Annotated in this window: 22 protein-coding genes, 1 riboswitch and 1 other annotated feature; of the genes, 2 read left to right on the top strand and 20 right to left on the bottom strand. The window is 41.8% G+C overall.

Features of this window, described 5'->3' with window-relative positions:
• Positions 1 to 19: 19 nt before the first annotated feature.
• The 10 genes from BUB77_RS29895 to BUB77_RS11700 form a co-directional block, all read right to left on the bottom strand.
• Complete coding sequence (locus BUB77_RS29895; protein ID WP_170866642.1) at positions 20 to 163, bottom strand: hypothetical protein; 144 nt, start codon at positions 161 to 163, stop codon at positions 20 to 22.
• Positions 160 to 1728, bottom strand: coding sequence for a DUF3794 and LysM peptidoglycan-binding domain-containing protein (locus BUB77_RS11740; RefSeq protein ID WP_073276050.1), 1569 nt, complete (start codon positions 1726 to 1728; stop codon positions 160 to 162). Before BUB77_RS11740 ends, BUB77_RS29895 begins: the two co-directional genes overlap by 4 nt.
• Before the next feature lie 209 nt (positions 1729 to 1937).
• The gene (locus BUB77_RS11735) at positions 1938 to 2183 is read right to left on the bottom strand and encodes a Veg family protein (protein ID WP_225903744.1); all 246 of its coding nucleotides are present in this window, start codon (positions 2181 to 2183) and stop codon (positions 1938 to 1940) included.
• A 388-nt stretch (positions 2184 to 2571) separates the two neighbouring features.
• Positions 2572 to 3006, bottom strand: a complete 435-nt coding sequence (locus BUB77_RS11730; RefSeq protein ID WP_073276048.1) for a protease complex subunit PrcB family protein — start codon at positions 3004 to 3006, stop codon at positions 2572 to 2574.
• A 98-nt stretch (positions 3007 to 3104) separates the two neighbouring features.
• Positions 3105 to 4628, bottom strand: coding sequence for a PEGA domain-containing protein (locus BUB77_RS11725; RefSeq protein WP_073276046.1), 1524 nt, complete (start codon positions 4626 to 4628; stop codon positions 3105 to 3107).
• Between the two features lie 107 nt (positions 4629 to 4735).
• Entirely contained in the window at positions 4736 to 5812 is a 1077-nt protein-coding gene (locus BUB77_RS11720) for a protein kinase family protein (RefSeq protein WP_073276044.1), read from the bottom strand.
• A gap of 110 nt (positions 5813 to 5922) precedes the next feature.
• Positions 5923 to 7227 (bottom strand): CCA tRNA nucleotidyltransferase, encoded by a 1305-nt coding sequence (locus BUB77_RS11715; RefSeq protein WP_073276042.1) that lies wholly within the window; start codon positions 7225 to 7227, stop codon positions 5923 to 5925.
• A gap of 72 nt (positions 7228 to 7299) precedes the next feature.
• Positions 7300 to 8178, bottom strand: coding sequence for a CPBP family intramembrane glutamic endopeptidase (locus BUB77_RS11710; RefSeq protein WP_073276040.1), 879 nt, complete (start codon positions 8176 to 8178; stop codon positions 7300 to 7302).
• Positions 8179 to 8282: 104 nt separating this feature from the next.
• Complete coding sequence (locus tag BUB77_RS11705; RefSeq protein WP_073276038.1) at positions 8283 to 8462, bottom strand: hypothetical protein; 180 nt, start codon at positions 8460 to 8462, stop codon at positions 8283 to 8285.
• A gap of 128 nt (positions 8463 to 8590) precedes the next feature.
• The gene (locus BUB77_RS11700) at positions 8591 to 9982 is read right to left on the bottom strand and encodes a WG repeat-containing protein (RefSeq protein WP_170866641.1); all 1392 of its coding nucleotides are present in this window, start codon (positions 9980 to 9982) and stop codon (positions 8591 to 8593) included.
• A 267-nt stretch (positions 9983 to 10249) separates the two neighbouring features.
• Here BUB77_RS11700 and BUB77_RS11695 point away from each other — a divergent pair, with 267 nt between their 5' ends.
• A complete protein-coding gene (locus BUB77_RS11695) occupies positions 10250 to 10696 on the top strand; it encodes a MarR family winged helix-turn-helix transcriptional regulator (RefSeq protein ID WP_073276036.1) in 447 nt (148 codons plus the stop codon).
• Between the two features lie 129 nt (positions 10697 to 10825).
• The gene (locus tag BUB77_RS11690; protein WP_073276034.1) at positions 10826 to 11425 is read left to right on the top strand and encodes a nitroreductase family protein; all 600 of its coding nucleotides are present in this window, start codon (positions 10826 to 10828) and stop codon (positions 11423 to 11425) included.
• A 344-nt stretch (positions 11426 to 11769) separates the two neighbouring features.
• Here BUB77_RS11690 and thiD read toward each other — a convergent pair whose 3' ends face one another.
• The 10 genes from thiD to BUB77_RS11640 form a co-directional block, all read right to left on the bottom strand.
• Entirely contained in the window at positions 11770 to 12567 is a 798-nt protein-coding gene (gene thiD, locus BUB77_RS11685) for a bifunctional hydroxymethylpyrimidine kinase/phosphomethylpyrimidine kinase (RefSeq protein WP_139241171.1), read from the bottom strand.
• A 19-nt stretch (positions 12568 to 12586) separates the two neighbouring features.
• The gene (gene thiE / locus BUB77_RS11680; protein WP_073276032.1) at positions 12587 to 13228 is read right to left on the bottom strand and encodes a thiamine phosphate synthase; all 642 of its coding nucleotides are present in this window, start codon (positions 13226 to 13228) and stop codon (positions 12587 to 12589) included.
• Complete coding sequence (thiM, locus tag BUB77_RS11675; RefSeq protein ID WP_073276030.1) at positions 13215 to 14039, bottom strand: hydroxyethylthiazole kinase; 825 nt, start codon at positions 14037 to 14039, stop codon at positions 13215 to 13217. The genes thiE and thiM overlap by 14 nt, the downstream gene beginning before the upstream one ends.
• A 115-nt stretch (positions 14040 to 14154) precedes the next feature.
• On the bottom strand, positions 14155 to 15360 hold the full coding sequence (cytX, locus tag BUB77_RS11670; protein WP_073276028.1) for a putative hydroxymethylpyrimidine transporter CytX: 1206 nt from the start codon (positions 15358 to 15360) through the stop codon (positions 14155 to 14157).
• A 390-nt stretch (positions 15361 to 15750) separates the two neighbouring features.
• A riboswitch (TPP riboswitch) is annotated at positions 15751 to 15858 on the bottom strand.
• Between the two features lie 103 nt (positions 15859 to 15961).
• Positions 15962 to 17395, bottom strand: coding sequence for a proline--tRNA ligase (proS, locus tag BUB77_RS11665; protein WP_073276026.1), 1434 nt, complete (start codon positions 17393 to 17395; stop codon positions 15962 to 15964).
• Between the two features lie 270 nt (positions 17396 to 17665).
• Positions 17666 to 17867: a binding site (T-box leader), on the bottom strand.
• A 135-nt stretch (positions 17868 to 18002) separates the two neighbouring features.
• Positions 18003 to 19085 carry an AI-2E family transporter gene (locus tag BUB77_RS11660; protein WP_073276025.1) on the bottom strand — a complete coding sequence of 361 codons (1083 nt, stop codon included), beginning with the start codon at positions 19083 to 19085 and terminating at the stop codon, positions 18003 to 18005.
• Between the two features lie 185 nt (positions 19086 to 19270).
• Complete coding sequence (locus BUB77_RS11655) at positions 19271 to 20086, bottom strand: cytidylate kinase family protein (protein ID WP_073276023.1); 816 nt, start codon at positions 20084 to 20086, stop codon at positions 19271 to 19273.
• A gap of 86 nt (positions 20087 to 20172) precedes the next feature.
• Entirely contained in the window at positions 20173 to 20445 is a 273-nt protein-coding gene (locus tag BUB77_RS11650) for a TM1266 family iron-only hydrogenase system putative regulator (protein WP_073276021.1), read from the bottom strand.
• A 26-nt stretch (positions 20446 to 20471) separates the two neighbouring features.
• Positions 20472 to 21161, bottom strand: a complete 690-nt coding sequence (locus tag BUB77_RS11645; RefSeq protein WP_073276019.1) for a response regulator transcription factor — start codon at positions 21159 to 21161, stop codon at positions 20472 to 20474.
• Positions 21133 to 22662, bottom strand: coding sequence for a sensor histidine kinase (locus tag BUB77_RS11640; RefSeq protein WP_073276017.1), 1530 nt, complete (start codon positions 22660 to 22662; stop codon positions 21133 to 21135). The genes BUB77_RS11645 and BUB77_RS11640 overlap by 29 nt, the downstream gene beginning before the upstream one ends.
• Positions 22663 to 22879 lie beyond the last annotated feature (217 nt).

Below are 22879 nucleotides of genomic sequence, written 5' to 3'. Positions count from 1 at the left end.
TATGACACCCGAATCAGCATTACATACCTGTAAAAATGGCTGCCATGAAAGCCTCCCGGAAGAGAATCACACTCTTTCCGGGAGAAGCTTTCATGGCAGCTCTCGTTACCGCATATTTTCTTCGCTCCTTAAAGCTTTCTATTCCAAGCTCCGGCAAGCTCAAAGTATTTTGTCTACCCGTTTGGTAATTAATATCTTATCCCCTGCCTTGACCATTTCATCTGCCAGGTTATTTAATTCTTTTAGTTTATCCACCGTACTGTAATATTTTTTTGCAATACTCCACAGGCTGTCATTATTTTTAACCACATAACCAACCATACTGGGCATATTTTTCAGCTTATCATAGTCCAGCTCATGTTCTTCCACATCTGCTATAATGGGTTCCGTCAGAGAATTAAAGACAATGGTACTAAGTCCAATTCCAGCCTTCACTTCCATCTCTTCTCCGTCAAGAGCCATTACACTGAGCTGTTCCATGGAAGGCTTAATACGGTAGATGCTGTCAGGATTAATTCCTCTGGCTTCAATGGTCTGATTAAAGGGAACAATTCCTTTAATGGAATTTAAGGGCCTCTTGTCGTCAGGGCAGATGTAGAGCACCTGCACTTCCATGACCCCGTTTACCTCAAGTCCGCTGTCCGTCACTTCAATGTCATCCACCTTAACATCTCCTGAAGCATGGCATATCTGCAGAATCTCAGGCTGCCCGACGGCGACACGGATTCTGTCATTTACACGTACTTTGCTGTTATTCTTTACCAGAAGGCTCTCATAATGTGCGTCTTTCATGACCGGAATCAATTCCTTGTAAGGTGAATACACATCATTCAGCAGCTCCAGCTCTTCTTCTTCATACATCTTAATAGCCATCTCAATAACGGTTTCCACATCTACAATACGTTCCTCGCCGTCTGCGTCCGGTACCACTTCCAGACTTTTACCGGTTACATTAAAGGTGATGTTGTCAACCATATCTTCCGTACAGCCATTACAGTCGATGGTCGTGCTAAAAGGTATCTCCGTTTCATAATAATCTATGGGATTATCTTCACTTTCCCCTGCATAGATAAAGAAAACAACAACCTCTCCCTTTTCTGTAAACTTATCTTCCAAAAGCCTTACTTCTACATTTCGAAGTTCCACTTCACTGTAAAGAATCTCTGAAATATTGACTTTGTTCGAAGGCAGGTGAATCTGGTCCTTTACCCTGTAGGTATCCCGCTTATCCACTGCCACATCCGTAACGGTAATCGTCTTATTCCGGTACTGGACATCCGGATCTCCCTCAACACCTACGGCAGTTGCCTCATCGTATAAATCTTCTACCAATACCGTCAGGCTGACAATTGCCTTTACACTTAATTTTCTGGAATTGATCAAGCCTGTAGTAAGGTCTTCCAGCTCCCAGCTGACCACCGCGTCATCACCTGAGCAGGCTTCTTCCAGATGAATTAATTCGTCAAAAGGAATCTCTCCTGACATATTATGTAAGGGCCGTGCATTTTCGTCACTGAGATAAAGGTCATCAAAATGCAGAGAACCATTTACCATGAGCTTACCATTAGACATTTTTACATCAATGATTTTAACCATGCCCTGTTCCTTAATAATTTTATAAATGTCAGGCTTTGCATCCGGCACATTAAAGTCATCATCCAGGGTTAGCTGAAGGCTGGTTTGACATTTCAATTTATTCATATGAACATTTTTCTTTATCAGTTCCACAAAAATATCCCTCCTTGTCTTATACCATATCATATTCATTAGAAATACTATTTATGATTAAAGAATTCGCAACAGGAACAGGAAGGAATAAAAAAAGGTTCTACGTCAAGTGCCGGGGCGGGATTCTCAAAATCTCTCCCCAACACTTGACATAGAACCCAAAAGGAGTTTTCTTATCACCAGATAGAAAACTCCTCACCTTATTTGTATTAGCATAACATCATTTGTACGTCTTTTGTCAAAACATCTGCATAGCTAAAAGATAGTGTCTTAAATGTATCAGCTGAGCCATCTTCAATTTTTACTAAAAAGATACTCGGATAAGTTTCGGTTATAATGCCTTCTGTTATGTCAATCTTATTTCTGCCCCTGTTAGCCTTGATCTTAACTCTGCTTCCTATGTGACTGACTACTTCTCTGCGAACTTTGCTTACATCTGCTTGTTTCATCATCATAACAGCCTCCTTATGGGTAAACCTTTTTATATTAAGGGTTTTAGATGCCAAACCAATAATTCGGAACATAAATACAAAACACATAAACAATCAAATTATAGCACGAATTAGTATAAATGTCAAATAATTTTCTGACAATTCAGGACATTTTTCCTACTTGTTTATATAAAATATGATAGACAGATAATTAAAAAGGCGATTTGCCTTGTTAATATTTTACTCTTGCATGCTATTATGTCCAATTTTTCCAAAATAATGCACATTATTATTAAAATTAGGAATAAATTTCTATGCAGGTTGCATGATTTTCTGCGCAAAAACAGCTGCCAGGGAGCAATACGGCGAAAGCAAGGCTCTGAAAGCAGCTGTTTTTGTAGCTTTTATTATTTTATTTATATTTGGGAGTTTTGTCATAGAATTGTGTCTTTATAACAACATAGGGATAGGTAAGTGCATTGGTAACCTGCTCATTTTCGCCAGGGCCAACCAAATCGGTATCCACGACAATCGCATTATCCGTAAGATATACCGCATTCACTGTAATGCTGTAGCCGCCCGTAGGCTGCTCTCCATATCCCACTACTATGTACAGATTTTCCACATCAGAATAAGAAAGCTTAAAGGGTTCCTTCTTCTTCTCATTTATCATTTTCATAAGCGGCTCCGGTACGTCCGCATCTTCCACCACAGTAAATTCCAAATCCTTTATTTTCTTCCCGCCCGGGTCTTCTTTCTGACAGCCCGTTAAAAACAGGGAAATTCCCAGAAATCCCAAAATTAAAAGGCTTATAACATGTGCTTTTCCTTTGATTATTCTTTTCACTTTCTCCTTAGCCTCCGCATAGAATCTACTCATAGTATTCTATGCCGGCAAAAAGAAAATATGCGGCAATCCTTTATGGATTTACTGCTCATAAGCCTTTACTTGGAGGCCTCAAGCTCCGGATAGCTTAACCTGGCATCCTCTCCATCGTCCTTTACCTCCGCCGTATAGGTCTTGGTATCATAGCCGGACTGGATAAAGGTTATATAGAGCTGGCCGGTTGTGGTCTTGGGAAAGCTGACCGGTACCGTTCCCTTATATTCACCGTTTACATACACAGAAGCCCCTTCCGGTTTCTGGATATAGACATAATTTTTCCCGTCTGTCTTGGAGCTGTTGCTTCCAGTACCGGAGTTACTTCCGGATGACGTGCCGGAGTTATCCGTATTAGAGGAGTTTGTTCCGGAAGAGTTTGTTCCGGAATTTGTATTTGTTCCTGTTGAATTGGTACCGGAATTTGTTCCTGAATTCGTTCCTGAATTTGTATTTTCGGAATTATTACCGGTACTGCTGTTACTGCCTTTATCTGTTTCAGAGCCGTTCTCACTGGCACTGCTTTCCTCACTGTTGTTATTTTCTTCTACAAGCTTAACAATGATTTCCTTCTCTTTTTCATCTGCCTTCAGCGTTCCGGTGTACGTCTTATAGCCCCCAAGTGTGACCTTTATGCTGTGTTTTCCATAGTCCATCTTAATGGGCTTATCGTAGGACACCAGAAGATTATCCAGGTACAGCTCTGCTCCAAGGGGTGTTATATGAAAAGTGACCTTACAGTTCTTAACAGAAGGCTTCTTAAATTCCTTCATACTGACCTCTGTCTCCTTATCCGGTACTACGGTTACTGTCTTTGTACCGGTAAAGTCCCCTTTTTCCATAGTAATATCGTATTCGCCTTCTCTAGCGGTAACTACCAGTTCTTCTTCAATAGGAAGTGATTCCTTCTTACCGATATAAACAGTTCCTCCAAGGAAATCGCCGTAATCCTTAAAACGCAAGGTTCCATGTCCCTTTGTGACCAGAATGGAATAAATGGTTTTGTCATATCCGATTGCCATCAGCTCATCCGTTTTGTCAAGCTCCTTGAAGGTCAGGGATTTTCCGTCCTTCGTAATAAAAAGATAATCCGGATACTGATAGAGCCTGTCAGCGATTGTAAAGCTGCCTTCCTCTGTATTTACACTCCAATTTTGTATTCCTTCATAGCGCCAGGCTTTGTCCCATAGCTTCAGGCTGATAATACTGTTCGAATCTGTGTCATAGGAAACCTTGGCTATGTCACCAATCTTAAGACTATCAGCCGTTATGTTCTTTCCGTATTTGTCCATGACAATAGTGCCTTCCGTCTGGGTAAGGCTCAAATCTTTCCCATCGTTTATATCCCGAAGGGTAAAGCCTGGCATCATATTGTCCCTGCCGGTGATAACGGCAGTTATTTGAGCTTCATTTCCTTTTGCCGCTTTCTCCGTCACATCCTGGCCGCTTCCTGCAAAGCTGCCGCTTACAGCTGTTTTGGATGACAGCGTTGCCAGGCTTACAATCATTATGAGAATAAAGCCCCCTGCCAGCAAAAATATAAAACTGCTGCTCTTTTGTTTTCTCTTAATAAGCTTATTTTCTTCCAACGTATTTCCTCACTGCACTTTTATCAATGGGTTCTGTTTTACTGTCTTTTATTATAAGGCATCTATTCTGAAAACTCAAGAATTACTGTTTCCTTTGGCTTAGTGCTTTAGTTCAGGGTATTGGAAAGGCACTCCAGAAATTTCTTTCTTCCCTTTGATTGCTCCCAGGTACCAATCAGCTTCTGGATATTTCTCTGGGGAACCCAGGATTTCTTGCCATTATAATAAAAATTGGTAATCTTCCAGAATTTCTCAGGATATAAAAGCAGTATGTATAAAAGCTTTTTCTCGTCCCTGTCAAGGGGCAGGATATCGGTGTAGGTATTGAGAATCATACTGCCGATATCAATATCCCAGTCATTCTTCTCCAGGCATTTCCGGATATAAAAATACAAATCTGTACATTGCACACCAATGCAAGCCTTATCAAAATTTGTCGTTGCCATCTCTACTCCCGGCTTGTTTTTAAAAACCGCGGCAGACAGACGTTCTTCCCCCATGGGGACTTTTGGCAGAAGCCCCGAACCTTGGGCAGCATTGACCATAATGATATTGTGATAGGTATAATTGCCATGGCAGACATAGCAATGCTCCCTGGCCTCTTTCACAAGCTCCCTGTAATTGCTCTCAAGCAGTAGCCTTGTCGCCTCTTTCGCCTGCTCGTAAAATTCATCATAGCAATTGATGTAGCAGAGCTCGAATTCATTTTTCTTTTTCTTTTCCCTGATATAGCTTCTGACCCTCTTAAGTTCACGGTTTCTTTTGTCAAAAAGTTCAATAAGGTCTGCTCCGGTATTTTTTACGACCAGCTCCTCCGACAGCGGCACTTCCCTCAGCACACTGTGAAGCAAAGCCAGATTAATGGCGCCGTTGGCAATATCCGTCTCATTGCGAAGATTACACTCTTCCCCCGGAAACCAGTTCTTTAACAGATATTTATTACCGGCACTATCCTCCGTAATCAGCTCACCGGCATTATTTCTCATATATAAATCCACATAAGGATAGTCATTCAGATATTCTAAAAGGGTGTTTTCAAATTCCACCCGGCTTTTAGAGCTTTCCAAGCTTTTCAACAGCTTGAGTCCCTTATCCGTCTCTGCTATAAATGCCCCCCTGATTCTGTATGTGTTATAGATTTTTATATTATATTGTTTAAATATCTCCAGATTTCTATCCTCCATAGGAAAGCCTCCTGACTCAAACTATTACACCGCTTCATAGGGTGTCTCTTCTAATCCTATGATTTAATGCGGGTTTTCATGACAGGAATCCTAAGGATTCAGAATAATTTTTAAGATACTATTTTTTCTGCCGCAAGCTCTCTTAAACTCTCCTTGTTGTTAAGGGAAGGTTCCTGCAGTACTGCTTCCAGCAGCTCTCCCAGTACCTGTCCCATGGCTTTGCCAGGCTTAAGTCCAAGCTCGATTAAATCTTTTCCATTTACCAGCAGTTCTTTTAATTCAACACATTCATGCTTGTTAAGAATTTCTTTATAGAGCTCCTTGGCCTTCTCAAGCTCTCCGCCCTTTCTGTTAGAAAGGCTTCCCTCTTCCGCCAGAATAAGCGTCTCTTTCACACAAAAAAGCATTCTCATCAGATCCTTCCCGATGAGGTTGGCAGCTTTTCTCATTCCGTAAGGAGTGAGGAGGAATTCATAGCTGTTCCAGGTTATCAGCCGGTATACATACTCTGTGGTCTCATTGTCAAACTTAAGCCTTTTTAGGACTTCTCTTCCTTCCTCTGCCGAAAGTCCTTGTAACAGCAGAGTCCAGGCAAGGATTAAGTACTCCTTTTCTTTTCCTTTTCCGGCAGAAGCCAGTTTCTCCTCTATCAGCTTTATGCTCCTCAAATAGAAGCTCCCCCGAGGTTCTTCGCCCTTCCAGGTTAACTTATTTTCATTCATCATGGGATCAAATTCCGGCAGTACCACCTTTGTAATTCCAAGCTCGTAGGCAATAAAAAGCCTGTCCGGATGAGGCGACAGCAGAAGTTTATTAATCTCTGTTCTGATACGCTCTGCACTGATATTTTGAAGGTGCTCTGCCATTTCCTTTGCCGCAAGAAAGGTTTCCTCCTCAATATCAAAGCCTAACTGGGCAGAAAAGCGGACGGCCCTTAAAATACGCAGCGCATCTTCATCAAAACGCCTGGCCGCGCTTCCGACACAGCGGATGCGGCCTTCCTTTAAATCCTTAAGCCCTTCAAAAATGTCCACCAGTCCGCTTTCCTCATTGTACGCCATGGCATTTATGGTAAAATCCCTTCTCATTAAATCCTCTGAGAGATAGGGAGTATAGGTCACTTCCTTCGGGTGTCGGTTATCCTCATACTCGCCGTCAATCCGGTAAGTGGTAACTTCATAGCCCATCTTATCAAACATGACTGTAACCGTACCATGCAGAATACCGGTATCAACCGTTCTCTTAAAAATTTCCTTTACCTGGCGAGGGCTGGCAGAGGTGGTAATATCCCAGTCCTCCGGCTCCCTTCCCAATATGACATCTCTTACACATCCGCCTACTGCATAGGCTTCGTAACCGTGTTTCTGCAATTCCTTTATAATATAATCCACATGCTTTGGCAGTTCTATCTTCATAAAAAAATCCTTCCTGACTTACTATCTTTATTATAGCCGAAGTCAGGAAGGATAACAAATTTTTTTTACGGTTTAGTTTTCGTCATAGGTATATAAGGTATTTTCTTCCTCAGCATTTCTGGAAAGCCGGATAAAGTAAATCAGGCTGCATACGATGCCTGCTGCACTTACCACAAACAGAATCCCGCCGCTTACCGGACTTAACAGCAGCTTGTCAGTAAGGGCATAGCTAAGCAGTATACCGCTTAAATTCACTGACATATGAAGGGCAATGGAGGCTGCAAGCGTGTGAAAGACATAGCGCACAAGTCCAAAGCAAAGGCCGATGGCAAAGGCATACAAGCCCTGAATAATATTCATGTGATAAATTCCAAAAAGAAGTGCCTGTAAAATATTCGCAGCAAAGAAGGGTAAAACCTTTCTTGCCTTATGCATGGTAACTCCGCGGAAGATTAACTCTTCTGCAATAGGCCCTATGATTCCAACATATAAAAAGGAAGCAAGTGAATTGCCCATCCCCAGCTTATCCATAAGATCTCCGTATTTTTCAAACCATCCGGGCTGCAGGCTTGAAATCAAAGTCAGTATAATGGAAAGTCCAATCTGCAGGCACATGCCAAGTGCAATGATAATGACCACGTTCTTTGCAGAAAGGCTGCTGGGTTTCCTGTCAAGTACTTCCTTTCTTTTAATGTTTCTTAACCAAATTCCAAATACAATAATGTCAATAACGCCGAATATCGCTGATATCACCAGAAGGAATTGAGGGTCCTGTATATCTGCTGCAAGATTTCCCTGTAAACTGTTTATATCAATTCCTCCCTGGGAGGCAGTATGATATACTTTAACTAAGGAATAGATAATTCCAATCCAGGCAGCTCCCAGAATCTGTATTGCAAATGCCAGTAAAAGCGGCAGAACTGTTGCCAAATAATCTCCAGGTCTTTTCATGTTTTCTCCTTCCCTGAATGTAATTCCATATTCAAGTTCTCATTCTTTACTTTAACATGCGGAGTGCAATTATGCAATGCTTTGGCAGGTCACTTTTCGAACTGTTATAACATCAGGTTATCCAGGCAAAAAATTACTTTGTTTGTTACTGTGTAACTCTTCAGGTTCAGCGGAACATTATATCGTATAGTATCATTATCGGCAATGCCGGTCTCTCTTTTAACATAGGTAATTAAAATATCATAATCTTCCTGCTTTTCGGAAGTTAGACTTTCATTTTCCATAAGCTTCAGGGAAATGTCATCTAAATTTACAATGCTTAAACTGAATCAAACATCAGCTAGCATCCAATTTTAAATATATTATTGGACCACTTGGAGAATTATCATTCTATTATTTTGCTTAACTAGTCTCACTTTTCTTTATATATCTTAATAAGCCCAACTTTATTTTCACCACCAACAATACTTTCCACAACTACATAGTCACCATAAATTTCGCTTATGTAATCAAAAACAGGCTCTAATCTCTGATTTCCTGCCAGTCCCACTAGACCATATTTTTTAATTGTCATATCATCATTATAAACATATGCTGGAATAGCATCATATTCACTATTATAGCTTAATGAGCTTAAAAAGAATTCTGAATCACTGCCCAAAAATATATTATGACCCTTGTTATCTATAATGGATAATATATCTTTGGATACGAAAGCTAGTCCTTTTTTAAATTCACCAACGCAAAACATCTGATCTCCCGTAGCATCATATGGATAAAAATCAATAACAATATTATCATTACTGTCAATATATGCCCATTCGTCTGAGTCATCATTGCGATTAGATAACTTAACAGATGCCCTGTCTTCACTAAAATTGCCAACATCATCATATTTCAAAGGAACGTTGATTTTTCCTCTTTTGTCTATAAATCCCCATTTGTTATTTTGCATAACAGCCGCGAAACCTTCGGAAAAATTCTTTACCGCATCATACTGAAATTCTACAACAATTTCCCCAGACTTATCAACAAATCCCCATTTTCCATGTTTTTCTACAGCTGCAAAGCCTTCTTGAAAATCGTTGATACAATCATATTTAAAACCAATGATAGTATCTCCTAAATTATCTATCAGCCCCCATACGTTATTTTTATCAACTGCTGCTAATGATTCATTAAAGTTTTTTACTTGATCGAATTGGTACTTTATTACTATGTTTCCTGACTTGTCTATATATCCCCAAAGACCACCCTTTTTTACTGCAGCAAGACCATCTTTAAAACTGTAAGCATCGTCAAAAACTTTATCAAAAACATTTTCACCTTTCTTATTTATAAAAAAAGTGTTTTTATTGTCTTTAACTAATGCAAAACCATCCGAAAAATTTTCTACACTCGAATATTCTGATGTATTTACCATTTCACCATTAGTATTGACAATCACATATTTTTTGTAATCTTCCGTAACTGCAATCAAATCATTGTCTATAAAATATAAATCACTGTATTTATCAGGTTTTATGCACCATGTCCACTTAAGTTCCTCATTTTTTGGCGTTGGTGTAGCCTTCGCGCTTTTCTGTGCCACATTCGCAGTATAAGAAAGATTACTTTTATTGTCTGTATTTTGACAAGCACAAGCGAAAACAGCTAGTAAAATAATTAGTATCAAAATTCTTACACTTTTAAATGTCTTTGCACGATTTTTATTTTTTATTAAATACACTGGCTTCAGTCTCCCTCCTACTATTGCAGGAATCCCGCTTTTATCAGTATCTGATCTTCCCACCGTCGCCGACATTGGCACCACCTTCATCCTTCGTAATCCAGTTCCGCAAAGCCTTCACTGCAATAAGCTGATTTATATCATATGTATAATATTTTGATTTTACTATTGATTATTATAGTAGTCAATGGGCATTAGCGTCTATTGATTTTCTATATATAACCCTCCATCAACACTCATAAAATATAAATATAATCACCCATTTAATTTGTATTATTTATATTTTAAAAAATTTAATTTTGCCCTATTGACATTATTACTAATTAGTAGTATATTATAGCCATGGAAAACAAAATAATATCAAACACACAAACGGAAACAAATATTCAAACCCTGCGTGCACTAAACCGGTGCAGCCAGAATGTCCACAAAAAAGAGCTGAGCATCATAAAGGACAGCGGCCTTACCGCTTCCCAGTTCGAAGTTCTGGAGGTTCTGTATGACCTTGGTGATTTAAGAATCTGTGATATCATCGAGAAGATACTGGCGACCGGTGGTAATATGACAGTCGTGATTGACAATCTGGCAAAGGACGGACTGGTACAGCAGTGCATGGACCCTCAGGATAAGAGAGTGAAGCTTATTCGGATTACCGAGAAGGGAAAGTCCCTGATGGATGACCTGATGCCCAGGTATCTGGATAATATAAATTCTATTTTTAAAGACTTATCTGAGGCAGAGAAGCAAAACTTAAGAGAGATACTTATTAAGCTTTCCGGTGTATCTTAAGTACACCATCCTTTTACCCTATATACTACTAGTTAGTAATATTAATATAAGGATATTTTTAATCCGGCAGGGTATAGTTGACCGTACTTTTATTTAAAATAATATAATAACAATTCAGGAGGATTTACTATGAAGAATTTTTTCGAAGCAATTGAAGACAGACGTACCGTATATGCTATCAGCAAAGAATCGCCCATATCAGATGAACGAATTAAGGAAATCGTGGAGCATGCCGTTAAATATTCTCCCTCTGCTTTCAATTCCCAAAGCGGTAAGGTTGTATTATTACTCGGAAGCGAGCATGATAAGCTCTGGGATATAGCCCTGGAAGCCTTAAGAAAAATTGTACCCGCAGATAGTTTTGCATCCACAGAGGAGAAAATCGCTTCCTTTAAAGCCGGCCACGGAACAGTTCTTTATTTTGATGATAACAGTATTGTGGAGTATCTGCAAAAAGAATACTCCCTTTACAAGGATAACTTCCCTGTATGGGCTCAGCAGTCAAACGGTATGCTGCAGCTGGTACTATGGTCCGGTCTGGAAGCCGAAGGCCTTGGTGCTTCCCTCCAGCACTACAACGAACTGATTGAAGAAGCTGTAAAGAAGGAATGGAACATTCCTGCTTCCTACAAATTAATCGGCCAGATGCCTTTTGGAAAGCCAATTGCTGCACCCGGAGAAAAATCCTTTGTTCCCTTAGGAGACCGAATCTCCGTATTCGGAGCATAATATACCGGTCACGAATTTATCGGCTTATTCTTAAATAAATAGACACGTTTAAATGCTTAACCCCAACAAAAACACAACCTAACCAATAGATAAAGAAAGCAGGCAGCCAAAGGGCTGCCTAATTTCTTTGCTCTTATTCTGTTGTTTTCCCATTACTCTACTTACATAAGCCATAGATATAGTTTGAAAAAGCGTTAAGAAATAAGGCTAGTAACCTTGGGATATCTATGGAGTTTGATGTGAAATAAAAGACATTTCACGCTCTGATTCCTAACAGTGCCACATCTGCAAGCAGCTACGGCATATAAGGGAGTCCGTACCGCATCAGCTTTTATGTCCCCTATTTAAGATTTACCTTCAATATTAATACGATAGCAATGATCCAGCGGGCCGCTCCCCTGACCAAGGTTAAGACCAGCTTTCAGGGCACCGGTGACATATGCCTTCGCATTCTTAACACTTTGCTCCATCGTCAGACCGTTGGCAAGATTGCAGGCAATGGCAGAAGAAAGGGTACATCCTGTACCATGTGTATTTGGACTATTGATTCTCTCACCCCGGAACCAGATTGCTTTTCCTTTTGAATAAAGGAGGTCATCTGCCGTATGGCTTAAGTGCCCGCCCTTAATCAGCACACTGCCGGGCAGCGCTTCCGATATTTTCTCTGCGGCGGCTTCCATGCCGCCGGTTGTATCTATTTTCATGCCGCAAAGTGCTTCGGCTTCCGGTATATTAGGTGTAATGATGTCTGCGGCAGGAATAAGCTTGTTTATGACCGCTTCCATGGCGTCATCATTCAGCAGTCTGCATCCGCTTGTAGAAACCATGACAGGGTCAACAACAATGTTTCTTGCATTATATTTTTTCAGCTTTTCCACAATCACTTCGATTATTCTGGCATTTGATACCATACCAATCTTAACCGCATCGGGAAAAATATCCGTAAAAATGCAGTCCAGCTGCTGGGCTACAAATTCCGGTGAAGCCTCCTGTACACCATAAACACCTGTTGTATTTTGTGCCGTAAGTGCAGTGATGGCACTCATGGCATACATTTTATGGGCGGTTATTGTCTTAATATCCGCCTGAATGCCGGCACCGCCGCTGCAGTCTGAGCCGGCAATTGTCAATACTTTTTTCATTTTAATATCCATGCCTTTCTCATCCTTTTACAAGTTTCTTTGATAAGCTGAGCAGCTTTCGTGTGGCTGCCGGAATATCAGGGCTGGCAAAAATAGCGGACACTATGGCAACACCATCAATTCCGCTGCCCTTTAGCTCCAGTATATTCTTTTCATTAATGCCCCCAATTGCTATGACAGGAATGGAGACCGCTCCGCAAATGGCTGTTAGCGTTTCTAAAGCTACCGCATCAGCGTCATTTTTAGTGGAAGTGGAAAATACAGCCCCTACGCCAAGATAATCCGCACCTTGCTTTTCGGCAAGGAGTGCCTGCTCCACCGTTTGAACAGAGACACCCAGTATTTTATGCTGTCCTATCCGTTCACGCACGTCCAGCGGGCTCATGTCACTTTGTCCCACATGCACACCATCGGCATCGGCTGCAATGGCCACATCAATATTATCGTTGATGACAAATGGGATGCGGCAGCGGCCGGTGACCTCCTTGATTCTTTTTGCTTCGGCTAAAAAGGCCTCTGTATCCAGCTCCTTTTCCCTAAGCTGCAAAAAAGTCGCTCCGGCCTTTAAAATTGCTTCCACCTGAACTTCCAGCCTGTTACTCCCAAGCCAGGTCCGGTCCGTTACCACATACAGGAGCATAGAATCTTTATCTATCTTCAATTTTCCCACCTTCCTTTAACATTGGAACCGTAAGCTTGCTCATGGCATCGATTAACAGTATCCGGTAGGTACCGGTGCCGCCGTCAACCTGATCCAGCTTCTTCCAGGCAAGCTCCCCGCAAAGACCCATCGCAGCTACAGCCCCGGCCGCAGCCTCCAAGAGAGAATCCGGGTTTGCTCCTATAAAGCTGCCGATTACGGCAGTGAGCATGCAGCCCGTGCCAGTTACCCGGCTCATCATTGGATGTCCATTCCGGATAACATATGCCTTTCGGGCATTTGCTACGATATCCGTTGCACCGGTAATTGCGATAACGGAGCCGGTGGCCACGGACAGGGATTTTGCAAAGGCAACCACGCTGTCGATATTTTCCGGCGTTATAGCATCGGCAACAGAAGCGTCAACTCCCTGGGTATTACTGCTGCCGGTTGCAAGGAACTTAATTTCAGAGATATTCCCCCGGATAACGGAAAACTTCACTTCCTTTAACAGCCTCTCTGCTGCTTCATTGCGCATATTTGACGCACCGGCACCAACAGGGTCAAAAACCACCGGATGACCAAGCTCGTTGGCCTTCTTTCCTGCTGTTATCATCGATTGCATGGTTCTCTCATTTAAGGTACCCATGTTAATGACCAGAGACGAACATATGGATGTGATGTCACACACCTCACCAACGTCATCCGCCATAATCGGCGAACCTCCGCATGCCAGAATAATATTGGCGCAGTCGTTTACCGTTACATAGTTGGTAATGGAATGTACAATGGGTGCCCTATTCCTTACATTTTGAAGAACTTCTTCAAACATATATCATTTCCTCCTTTATTATAATAAATGCCTGCCGCAGGAACCTTTCACTTCCATTTTGCTCCTGCGGCAAAAGCTTAGTGCTGCTTGTTCATTTTATATGCGGACACTTACTTTATAGCTGCCGCTTTGCTTTAAACTTTATCCGGTAAGCACCAACAGCCTTTATACAAAGACTGAACAGTACCACCAGTGCAACGACAGGTACCGTACTCCCCATCACTGTATCTATCTTAAGGAAAAGCCTGTATAGGACAAAGCCTGCGACCCATAAAAGTGTGTTTAGAATATCAATCTTTTTATTGGTATCCCGTTTTCCAAGGATAAAATAATCCGTAAGCAGGATTGCCGCCATTGGTACAAAAACGGAGCCTATTAAGTATAAGAAATCCTGATACCTCTCAATTGGTGTAAAGATGGCTATGACCGTGCCAAGAATACATATGGCGATCCCAACAAGCTTTTCGTTCAACCCCGGGCAGATATTTAATATGCTCTGTCCGGCAGAATATACATCCAGAAAGGTTGTCGTAACAGTTGCAAGAATAACAATAATAATCGCCGCAGCACCAAGCCCCGCCCCTTTGAGAATCATTACAACATCCGGACTGCCTGCAAAAATGGCGGCTCCAAGGCCGATGACATACATAAAGCAGCTGCCTGCGAAATAGCAGACCGTGCTTGCTGCCGTAAAACCAACAGGCTTGTCCGCATTCTGCGTATAATCCGATATCATGGGCAGCCATGAAATCGGCATTGCTACCGCCAGCTCAAGGGCCATACCAAAGGTCATCGTTCCCGTAATCCCGGCACTGCTGCCGCCCTTAAAAACAAGAAAGCCCAAAACAAGGCACAATGCAAAAAGTGCGAGTACTGCAATATTATTAAGCTTATTAAGATTTTTTAACCCGGCTAAAATCCAAAGGACAATCAGTACACCAATCACAACGCACCAGAACAGGTTGTTAAAAATAGCGGAATGTCCCTCTGCAACAGAGCCCAGGGCTTTTGCCCCGCTTATAATCATAACGGCGGTCCACCCTACCAGCTGTAGGACATTCAGAACAGAGAAAAACACAGACCCATACCGGCCAAAGGAGAATCGGACACTTCCCATGGCTGACACTCTGCTTTTAGCACCTATCAGTCCGACAAAGTAAAACAGGATGCCACCTATTAAATGCCCGGCAATAATGGCTAGCAGCCCCCACCCAAAGCCAAGAGGCGCCAGCAGAGTTCCGGTCAGGATTTCCGCAATCGAGATTGCGGCCCCAAGCCACAAAAGGGAACCGCTTAAAATTGACAGTTTATTTTCATTCATTTTATCCTCCCATGCACTTCGCAAGTTTAATTGCGAAAAATTGCTATTAAATGCTTTCTTAATTAATATGATCACATATATACCGCAATCTTACTTGCATACCTGCTAATAATAGGTGAAAATTGCTTTCTAATTTTTATAATAATATCTATGTACATCCATGCCTTCCCAGCGCGCCGCAAGATTGAACCGAGGATTTCGCAGGCTCAATCTTGTGTGAATTATGCTTCTCAATAATTCACATAAACATCCATGCCTTCCCAGCGCGCCACAAGATTGGGCCGAGGATTTCGCAGGCTCAATCTTGTGTGAATTATGCTTTTCAATAATTCACACTATCCTTCAAATAAAAGAAAGTGGGATATGCTACGCAAAGCATATCCCACTCTATTTTAATAAAAGTGTACATCCCTACGTTGGCATTATCCAAATCAGGTTCTAGGGTCGAAATCTGTTGATTTCCTCTCAGCCTGCACACAAGCTCCCCTGTCTATTCAATTTAAAGGTATTGTAACAACATACCGGCTATTTGTCAAATACCGGCTTATTGATTAGCCTGATTATCAATAAGCCGGGCCATTACTAATTAGCCGGGTTATTATTAATAAGCCTTCCCCCAGTAAACCATGGCTTTTGCTTTCTTGCCGCAGCATACGCAGGTATCCGCTATTTCCTCCTGTTTAAAAGGCATACATCTGGAGGTAGCACCTGTCTCTTCCTTAATGGTATCCTCACAGGCCTTGTCACCGCACCACATGGCTTTTACAAAGCCGGGCTTTGTGGCAACCGCTTCTTTTAATTCTTCAAAATCAACTGCCTGATAGGTATGGGCATCCCTATGAGCTCTGGCTCTCTCCAGCATTTCCTGCTGCATGGCATCAAGAATCTCTCCCACCTTTTCTTCCAGGCTGTCTAAGGATACCACAAGCTTTTCTCTGGTATCACGGCGTACAATGACCGCCTGGTTTTCCTCTATATCCTTAGGGCCAATCTCAATGCGGACAGGAATTCCTCTCATTTCCTGCTCACTGAATTTCCAGCCGGGGCTCTTATCCGTATCATCTACCTTGACGCGGAAGGCTCCAAGGCGTCCTCTCAGTTCTGCCGCCTTTTCAAGAACTCCTTCCTTGTGCTGTGCAATAGGAACAATCATCACCTGAGTAGGAGCAATTCTGGGAGGCAGCACAAGACCGCTGTTATCTCCGTGTACCATGATTACAGCACCGATAAGCCTGGTAGTCATTCCCCAGGAAGTCTGATGTACATACTGGAGCTTATTATCCTTATCCGTATACTGAATATTAAAAGCGTGGGCAAATCCGTCACCGAAATTATGGCTGGTACCGGACTGAAGAGCCTTACCGTCATGCATTAAAGCCTCGATGGTATAGGTATCCTTTGCTCCTGCAAATTTCTCTTTATCCGTCTTCTTACCCCTTATCATGGGAATGGCAAGAACCTCTTCGCAAAAATCTGCATAGAGATTCAGCATCTGAATAGTCCTCTCTTCTGCTTCCTCTGCCGTTGCATGCGCCGTGTGTCCCTCCTGCCACAGGAATTCTACGGAACGCAGGAAAGGCCTTGTCGTTTTCTCCCAGCGTACAACAGAACACCACTGGTTATATACCTTGGGCAAATCCCTGTAGGACTGTATGATATTAGCGTAATGATCACAGAAAAGTGTCTCGGAGGTAGGTCTTACGCACATTCTCTCCTGTAGCGGCTCCAGGCCTCCGTGGGTTACCCAGGCGACCTCCGGTGCAAAGCCCTCTACATGATCCTTTTCCTTTTGTAATAAGCTTTCCGGTATAAACATGGGCATGTAAACGTTCTCCACCCCTGTTTCTTTAAATCTGCGGTCCAGCTCCTTTTGGATATTTTCCCAGATGGCATATCCGCCGGGTCTTAGGATCATACATCCTCTTACGCTGGAATAATCAATTAATTCCGCTTTCTTTACAACATCTGTGTACCACTGGGCAAAATCCTCTTCCATGGAGGTTATTGCTTCCACCAGTTTCTTTTCCTTCGCCATAGCGATTTCTCCTTTCAGAACAATTGTTTATAAACAAAGGTTTATACAGAGGAGGACCGGTATCCTGTCACTTCCGTGCACAGGTGCATATACTACAATGCACCGCATAAACTACAATGCACCGCATAAACTACAATGCACCGCATGAACTACAATGCACCGCATAAATTACATGCAGCGCATAAATTACATGCAGCGCATAAATTACATGCAACGCACTGTATGCACCTGGCTATCCGTCAGAAAGGCAATAAAAAAAGTCCTTCCTCCACAAGGGACCGAAAGACCTCGGCGGTACCACCCTAATTAACTGTCACCAGTTCACTTTAACACCGTTATCGCCGGTTTTACGCCGTATTTTCATACAGTGCTCCAAGGTAGGTTCTATAAGGTTATCCTGAGAATCTCCCACCAACCTATTCTCTCTCTGGGAGGACAACATTTATATACTATTCCTTTTCTTCGCTTTGTATATTGATTTTATGCCACCTCCCTGCCTTTGTCAACCTCTTTTTCATTATAGTATGGCAAAACTGGCATCAAGCCAGCGTTATTAGCCTTTTATAATAATCTTCGAAAGCAATCGTACAACTTATTCACTTCTGCCTCACTCATGATTCTCTGAAGTTACCTCCTGTAATTTAGAGCCATCTATCCGGTTCCTGGCTTCCTTTATGATGGTAATAATCATGACCAGCCCTACCGGCCCAAGGAGAAAACCCAGGAAACCAAACACCTTAACTCCCACGTACATAGCCATCATGGTATAGACCGGCTTTATCCCTATACGGTTCCCAAAAAGTCTTGGTTCCACCGTCTGGCGTAAAAGCTGGCAGCCAACGTAGGCCGTAAGAATAATAGCAGCCGAGTAAATATCCTTCTGAAACAGATTTATAACTGCCCAGGGTAACAGAATCATGCCGCTTCCAAGTATCGGAAAGGCATCCACCACACCAATGCCAACTCCAACCAGCAGGGCATATTTATTGCGGATCAAGAACATTGCTATGGTACAGACCAGTGAAATAAGCAGCAGCATAATCCCCTGGGTCTTTAGGTAGGCAATTCCCATATGGGACAGCTTGGAGGTAATGACATGGATATCTTTATAAAAAACGGAATTTCTTACCCCTTCCCTATACTGTTCATCATCCTTTATCAGCAGCAGGATACTGACAAGCATAATCAAAAGTATTCCCACAAAGCCCACCATTCCAATCAGCAGGTTAATACTCCTGGTAGTGATCACAGGCATTATCTTATTCTTTATAATTACCAGCACGCCGTCAAAATTCGTATAAATAAAATTCTGCACAGTGCCAAGCTTTATTCCTAAAAATTTATCACAGCCCGTACAGAGGTTATCGACATATCCCGTCAGGACAGAAAGGTAAATAGGAAAATTCTTCAGCAGAGCTACTACCTGCGTTAATAAAATATCGCATATATTATATAAAATAAAACCCACAAGGGAGCTAAGTAAGCTTAAGGATAATATTGCTCCCAACAGCTTGGGAAGCTTTATTTTACGATTCAGAAATTTTACTACCGGCGAAAGGGCCGCAGCTACCAGGTAAGCTATAATAAAAGGTGCAAAAAGCGGCAATACATATTCCAGCCCAATGTATACGCCCAATACCGTAAGTATGATGATGCCCAGCATTTTTACCTTATTATTCTTTAAAAACATGGCTGCCTCCCTTCTGCTCTCGATGAAATAAACTGCTTTTTTCGGATATAACTACCAGGTAAAATAATAAGACCTGATAAATAGAGAAAAACAGAGGGTATTTATAAATACCCTCTGTTTGTATTATCCTCCAAAAGACCATTTGTATGTTAGGTGATTATTTCATCAATTTCAAAAGAATGGTTTTAATGAATATCCAAGGCAGTTAATAGAAAGGGAACATCTGCTTCTTTTGCGGCTTTTACTTCATTCATACCACTTAAGACCTGGTAATTATCCCCGTCCTTCTGAGCTGCAATTCTAACGTCCGGAAGTCCTTTTATCTTTTCGTATTCCACAATTTTACTCTTTAAAGTATTTGCCTCTTCTTTGTTTACTTCTTCCTTATACAAAGACTTGGGAGACAGTAATATTCTGGATACCTTCACCATGTCTCCATGATTATCGGCAACCAATCCATAATAATCCTTTGCTTCCTTCATAATGACAGAGGCAATTAACTCCGGTGAAGCATAGGTACTTTCAACTACCAGATTATAATTGGAAAAATTAAAATAATCCAGGTTATAAATATCCTTATAGCGCAGATTCTCCGTCTGGGCTCTCTGAAACAGCTTTTCTTTGGCTTCTTCTACAGAGGAATACTGCTCTTCCTTGCCTCTGTTATCCTTCAATACTCTTTCTGCCGCTATATTTAAGTCTACTGAAAGAAATACCTTAAAGGATTTTTCTACGAAATGCCAGGCCAGCCTGGAATCAAAAATAATATTTTTGTCCGGATTCTCTCTGGAGATTCTGGCTGTAGTGTCATCTATCATGTTATCATATTTGTGGTCACTGCACATTAACTGGTTCATTTCAAGGGTTGTCATGTTCATTTGCCTGGCCAGTTCTCTCTGAACCTTCCCTGTGGAATAAATCTCAAAGCCGTACTTGTCCTCTAAAATTTTACAAATGGTGGATTTTCCGCTCCCCAGATTTCCTGTTATTGTGATATGCATAGTGTCCTCCTAATCGTATACCAAAAGCTTTTCCTAAAGTTTAATGGTTAACATTATAACATGGTATACAGCACAAGTAAAGCCTGTTAGGTTAACGCATTACAGTCCGACACTCCCGCTTTTGAATAAACAGTCTTCGCGCTGATACCTTCCAGCATGCCTAGCTTTCCGGACAGGGAATTGATGGTGTTATTATCTGCTTCTACGACTATGCTGATAATATTCATCTCCTGATCCCTTATAGGAAGTCCCATTCGGCCAATGATGAACTTTCCGAAATCGTGGAGGATATGATTGACCTCTTCCACCTTATCAAGATTTTCCACAATAATACCCACTAATGCAATCCTTGTCTCCATAATTATACTTCTCCTTTTTTTATAAATTATACTTTAAACCGGTAACCTACTCCCCATATTGTCTCTATATACTGGGGCTTTGAGGTATTGAATTCTATCTTTTCCCGGATTTTTTTTATATGCACTGTGACAGTTGCTATATCTCCTATGGAATCCATATCCCATATTTTCTGGAAGAGTTCTTCCTTTGTATATACCCGGTTGGGATTCTCTGCCAGAAAGGTAAGCAGGTCAAATTCCTTGGTGGTAAAATTTCTCTCTTCATTATTAACGTATACTCTTCTGGCTGTTTTGTCAATCTTTAGGCCTCGGATTTCTATCACTTCATTTTCCCTGGCACTGTCACCGATCAGACGCTCATACCGGGCAAGATGTGCCTTCACTCTTGCTACCAGCTCACTGGGGCTGAAGGGCTTTGTAATGTAATCATCCGCTCCCATGCCAAGTCCTCTGATTTTATCGATATCTTCTTTTTTGGCTGAGACCATAAGAATGGGAATATTCTTAGCACTGCGGACATTTTTGCAGATTTCAAAGCCATCTGTACCGGGAAGCATCAAATCCAATATTATCAGGTCGAATTCTTCCTTTAAAGCCCTCTCAAGGCCCTGGTCTCCGTCATTCTCTATTTCCACCTCAAAGCCGCTGAGCTCCAGATAATCCTTTTCCAGTTCTGCGATTGCCGTCTCATCTTCCACTATCAGTATCCTGTTCATTCTTGACATCCTCCTTGCACTTTCTTAATGTAAAATATATGGTAGTTCCTTTATCCTCTTCACTCTCAGCCCATATCGTTCCCATATGGTCTTCGATAATTTTCTTTACTATGGCAAGACCAAGACCGGTACCGCCCTTGGTCGAATTCCTGGAAGCATCAGCCCTGTAAAACCTCTCAAATACGAAGGGAAGGTCTTTTACAGGAATCCCCTCACCGTTATCCTCTATGCTGATAACGACCTCTTCCGACCTGTTGAACGCTGCGCCGTCCAGAATGTGGATAGCAATATGCCCCTGCTTCTTTCCCATATATTTAACGGAATTCCCAACGATATTGCTGATAACACGCTTCAACTGCTCTGCATCCACATTCACCTTGGTTTCCTTATCCGTATCATTATGGTATTCCACTTCTATATTCTTAACCTCCAGGTCAAGGGTAATCTCTCCTAAACAGTCCTCGAAGTAATCTCCCAGATTGATGCAGGAAAAGGTATAGGGCATGGTATTACAGTCAATTTTTGAATAAAAGGAAAGCTCGTCGACCAGAACGGACAGGTCATTTGCCTTGGTATATATGGTCTTAATGTATTTTTCCTGCTTCTCCTTTGTATCTGCCACACCGTCCATAATGCCCTCCGCATAGCCTTTAATTGCTGTTATGGGAGTCCTTAAATCATGGGAAATATTGCTTATCAGCTCTTTCATCTCCTGCTCATAGCGGAATCTCACATCAATTAATTCCTTTAAGCGGATTCTCATCTCTTCAAAGTCCACACAAAGCTGACCGACTTCATCCTCGGGATCTCCCTCAATGGAATAATCCAGATTTCCCTCCTTCATGGCATTGGTAGCAGCATGGAGGGTATTGATGGGAATGATAATACTGCGGTAAATCCATATAATAAGCACGGAAGCCGTAAGGATAATAATGGATATCAGGGATAAAAGCAGCTGTATGGCAGAAGCCTTTATCTGGGGTATCAGCGTATCCAGCTCCGTTATGATAAATACGCTTCCTTCCGTACCGTCCTTATATTGAAAATCCTGCTGCTTCAGCAGAAAGGGATGGTTACTGTCCACATATAATCCGCCTTCTGCATTTCCGGTATATTCACCAAAAGCAGGGAAGCTGTCCTTTATTTTATCGAATCTGTCCGTATCGCCGATATATATAAAATCATCGGCCTTTCTTACGGCAAGATAGGAGTGTTTTCCCTTCAGCTCTTTTTCAAGATAATTTATATAGTTCCCATCGGCAAACTTCTCTGAATCCTTTGCCGCCGTCAGAACAATCTCATTGTATACTCCCCTGGTAAGCCTGCTTAAAAGCTGTACAGGATTGGAAAATGCTGTAATGGAATCGGTCTTTACGTCATAGGTCTGCTTTATTTCATTGCTCTGATACCCGATAATAAGGCTTAGGGAAAGACAAACCAGCATAAGAGGTATGGTTGTTATGATGAGAAAGGCTGTTAAAAGCCTGCCCTTTAATTTCAATTGTTAACCCTCCTATCAGAATATTCCAAAGTTTCTAATCGTATTATACCATATGACTTCCGGTTCTACACCGAAAATAACTATGAGCTTTCTAAATATTTTATGAACTTCTGCCGTGAAGCTTAATTTGGCAGCCTTTATAATAAGAACAGAGGGCATCCCAGCCGCTGTGTCAGGATACCCTCTGTTCTTATTAATAATACCTGTTTTAATAATA

The sequence above is a fragment of the Anaerocolumna jejuensis DSM 15929 genome (genome assembly GCF_900142215.1).
Classification (GTDB): domain Bacteria; phylum Bacillota; class Clostridia; order Lachnospirales; family Lachnospiraceae; genus Anaerocolumna; species Anaerocolumna jejuensis.
This window is presented reverse-complemented; position numbering and strand designations above follow the sequence as displayed.

What these genes read in the sequence shown, in the direction of transcription:
- BUB77_RS11735 (WP_225903744.1), bottom strand. Translation starts at nt 2,183, where the DNA reads ATGATGATGAAACAAGCAGATGTAAGCAAAGTTCGCAGAGAAGTAGTC.
- thiD (WP_139241171.1), bottom strand. Translation starts at nt 12,567, where the DNA reads ATGAAAAAAGTATTGACAATTGCCGGCTCAGACTGCAGCGGCGGTGCC.
- BUB77_RS11705 (WP_073276038.1), bottom strand. Translation starts at nt 8,462, where the DNA reads ATGGAAAATGAAAGTCTAACTTCCGAAAAGCAGGAAGATTATGATATT.
- BUB77_RS11695 (WP_073276036.1), top strand. Translation starts at nt 10,250, where the DNA reads ATGGAAAACAAAATAATATCAAACACACAAACGGAAACAAATATTCAA.
- BUB77_RS11690 (WP_073276034.1), top strand. Translation starts at nt 10,826, where the DNA reads ATGAAGAATTTTTTCGAAGCAATTGAAGACAGACGTACCGTATATGCT.
- BUB77_RS11645 (WP_073276019.1), bottom strand. Translation starts at nt 21,161, where the DNA reads ATGAACAGGATACTGATAGTGGAAGATGAGACGGCAATCGCAGAACTG.
- BUB77_RS11700 (WP_170866641.1), bottom strand. Translation starts at nt 9,982, where the DNA reads ATGTCGGCGACGGTGGGAAGATCAGATACTGATAAAAGCGGGATTCCT.
- BUB77_RS11655 (WP_073276023.1), bottom strand. Translation starts at nt 20,086, where the DNA reads ATGCATATCACAATAACAGGAAATCTGGGGAGCGGAAAATCCACCATT.
- cytX (WP_073276028.1), bottom strand. Translation starts at nt 15,360, where the DNA reads ATGAATGAAAATAAACTGTCAATTTTAAGCGGTTCCCTTTTGTGGCTT.
- BUB77_RS11715 (WP_073276042.1), bottom strand. Translation starts at nt 7,227, where the DNA reads ATGAAGATAGAACTGCCAAAGCATGTGGATTATATTATAAAGGAATTG.
- thiM (WP_073276030.1), bottom strand. Translation starts at nt 14,039, where the DNA reads ATGTTTGAAGAAGTTCTTCAAAATGTAAGGAATAGGGCACCCATTGTA.
- BUB77_RS11710 (WP_073276040.1), bottom strand. Translation starts at nt 8,178, where the DNA reads ATGAAAAGACCTGGAGATTATTTGGCAACAGTTCTGCCGCTTTTACTG.
- BUB77_RS11660 (WP_073276025.1), bottom strand. Translation starts at nt 19,085, where the DNA reads ATGTTTTTAAAGAATAATAAGGTAAAAATGCTGGGCATCATCATACTT.
- BUB77_RS11720 (WP_073276044.1), bottom strand. Translation starts at nt 5,812, where the DNA reads ATGGAGGATAGAAATCTGGAGATATTTAAACAATATAATATAAAAATC.
- proS (WP_073276026.1), bottom strand. Translation starts at nt 17,395, where the DNA reads ATGGCGAAGGAAAAGAAACTGGTGGAAGCAATAACCTCCATGGAAGAG.
- BUB77_RS11650 (WP_073276021.1), bottom strand. Translation starts at nt 20,445, where the DNA reads ATGGAGACAAGGATTGCATTAGTGGGTATTATTGTGGAAAATCTTGAT.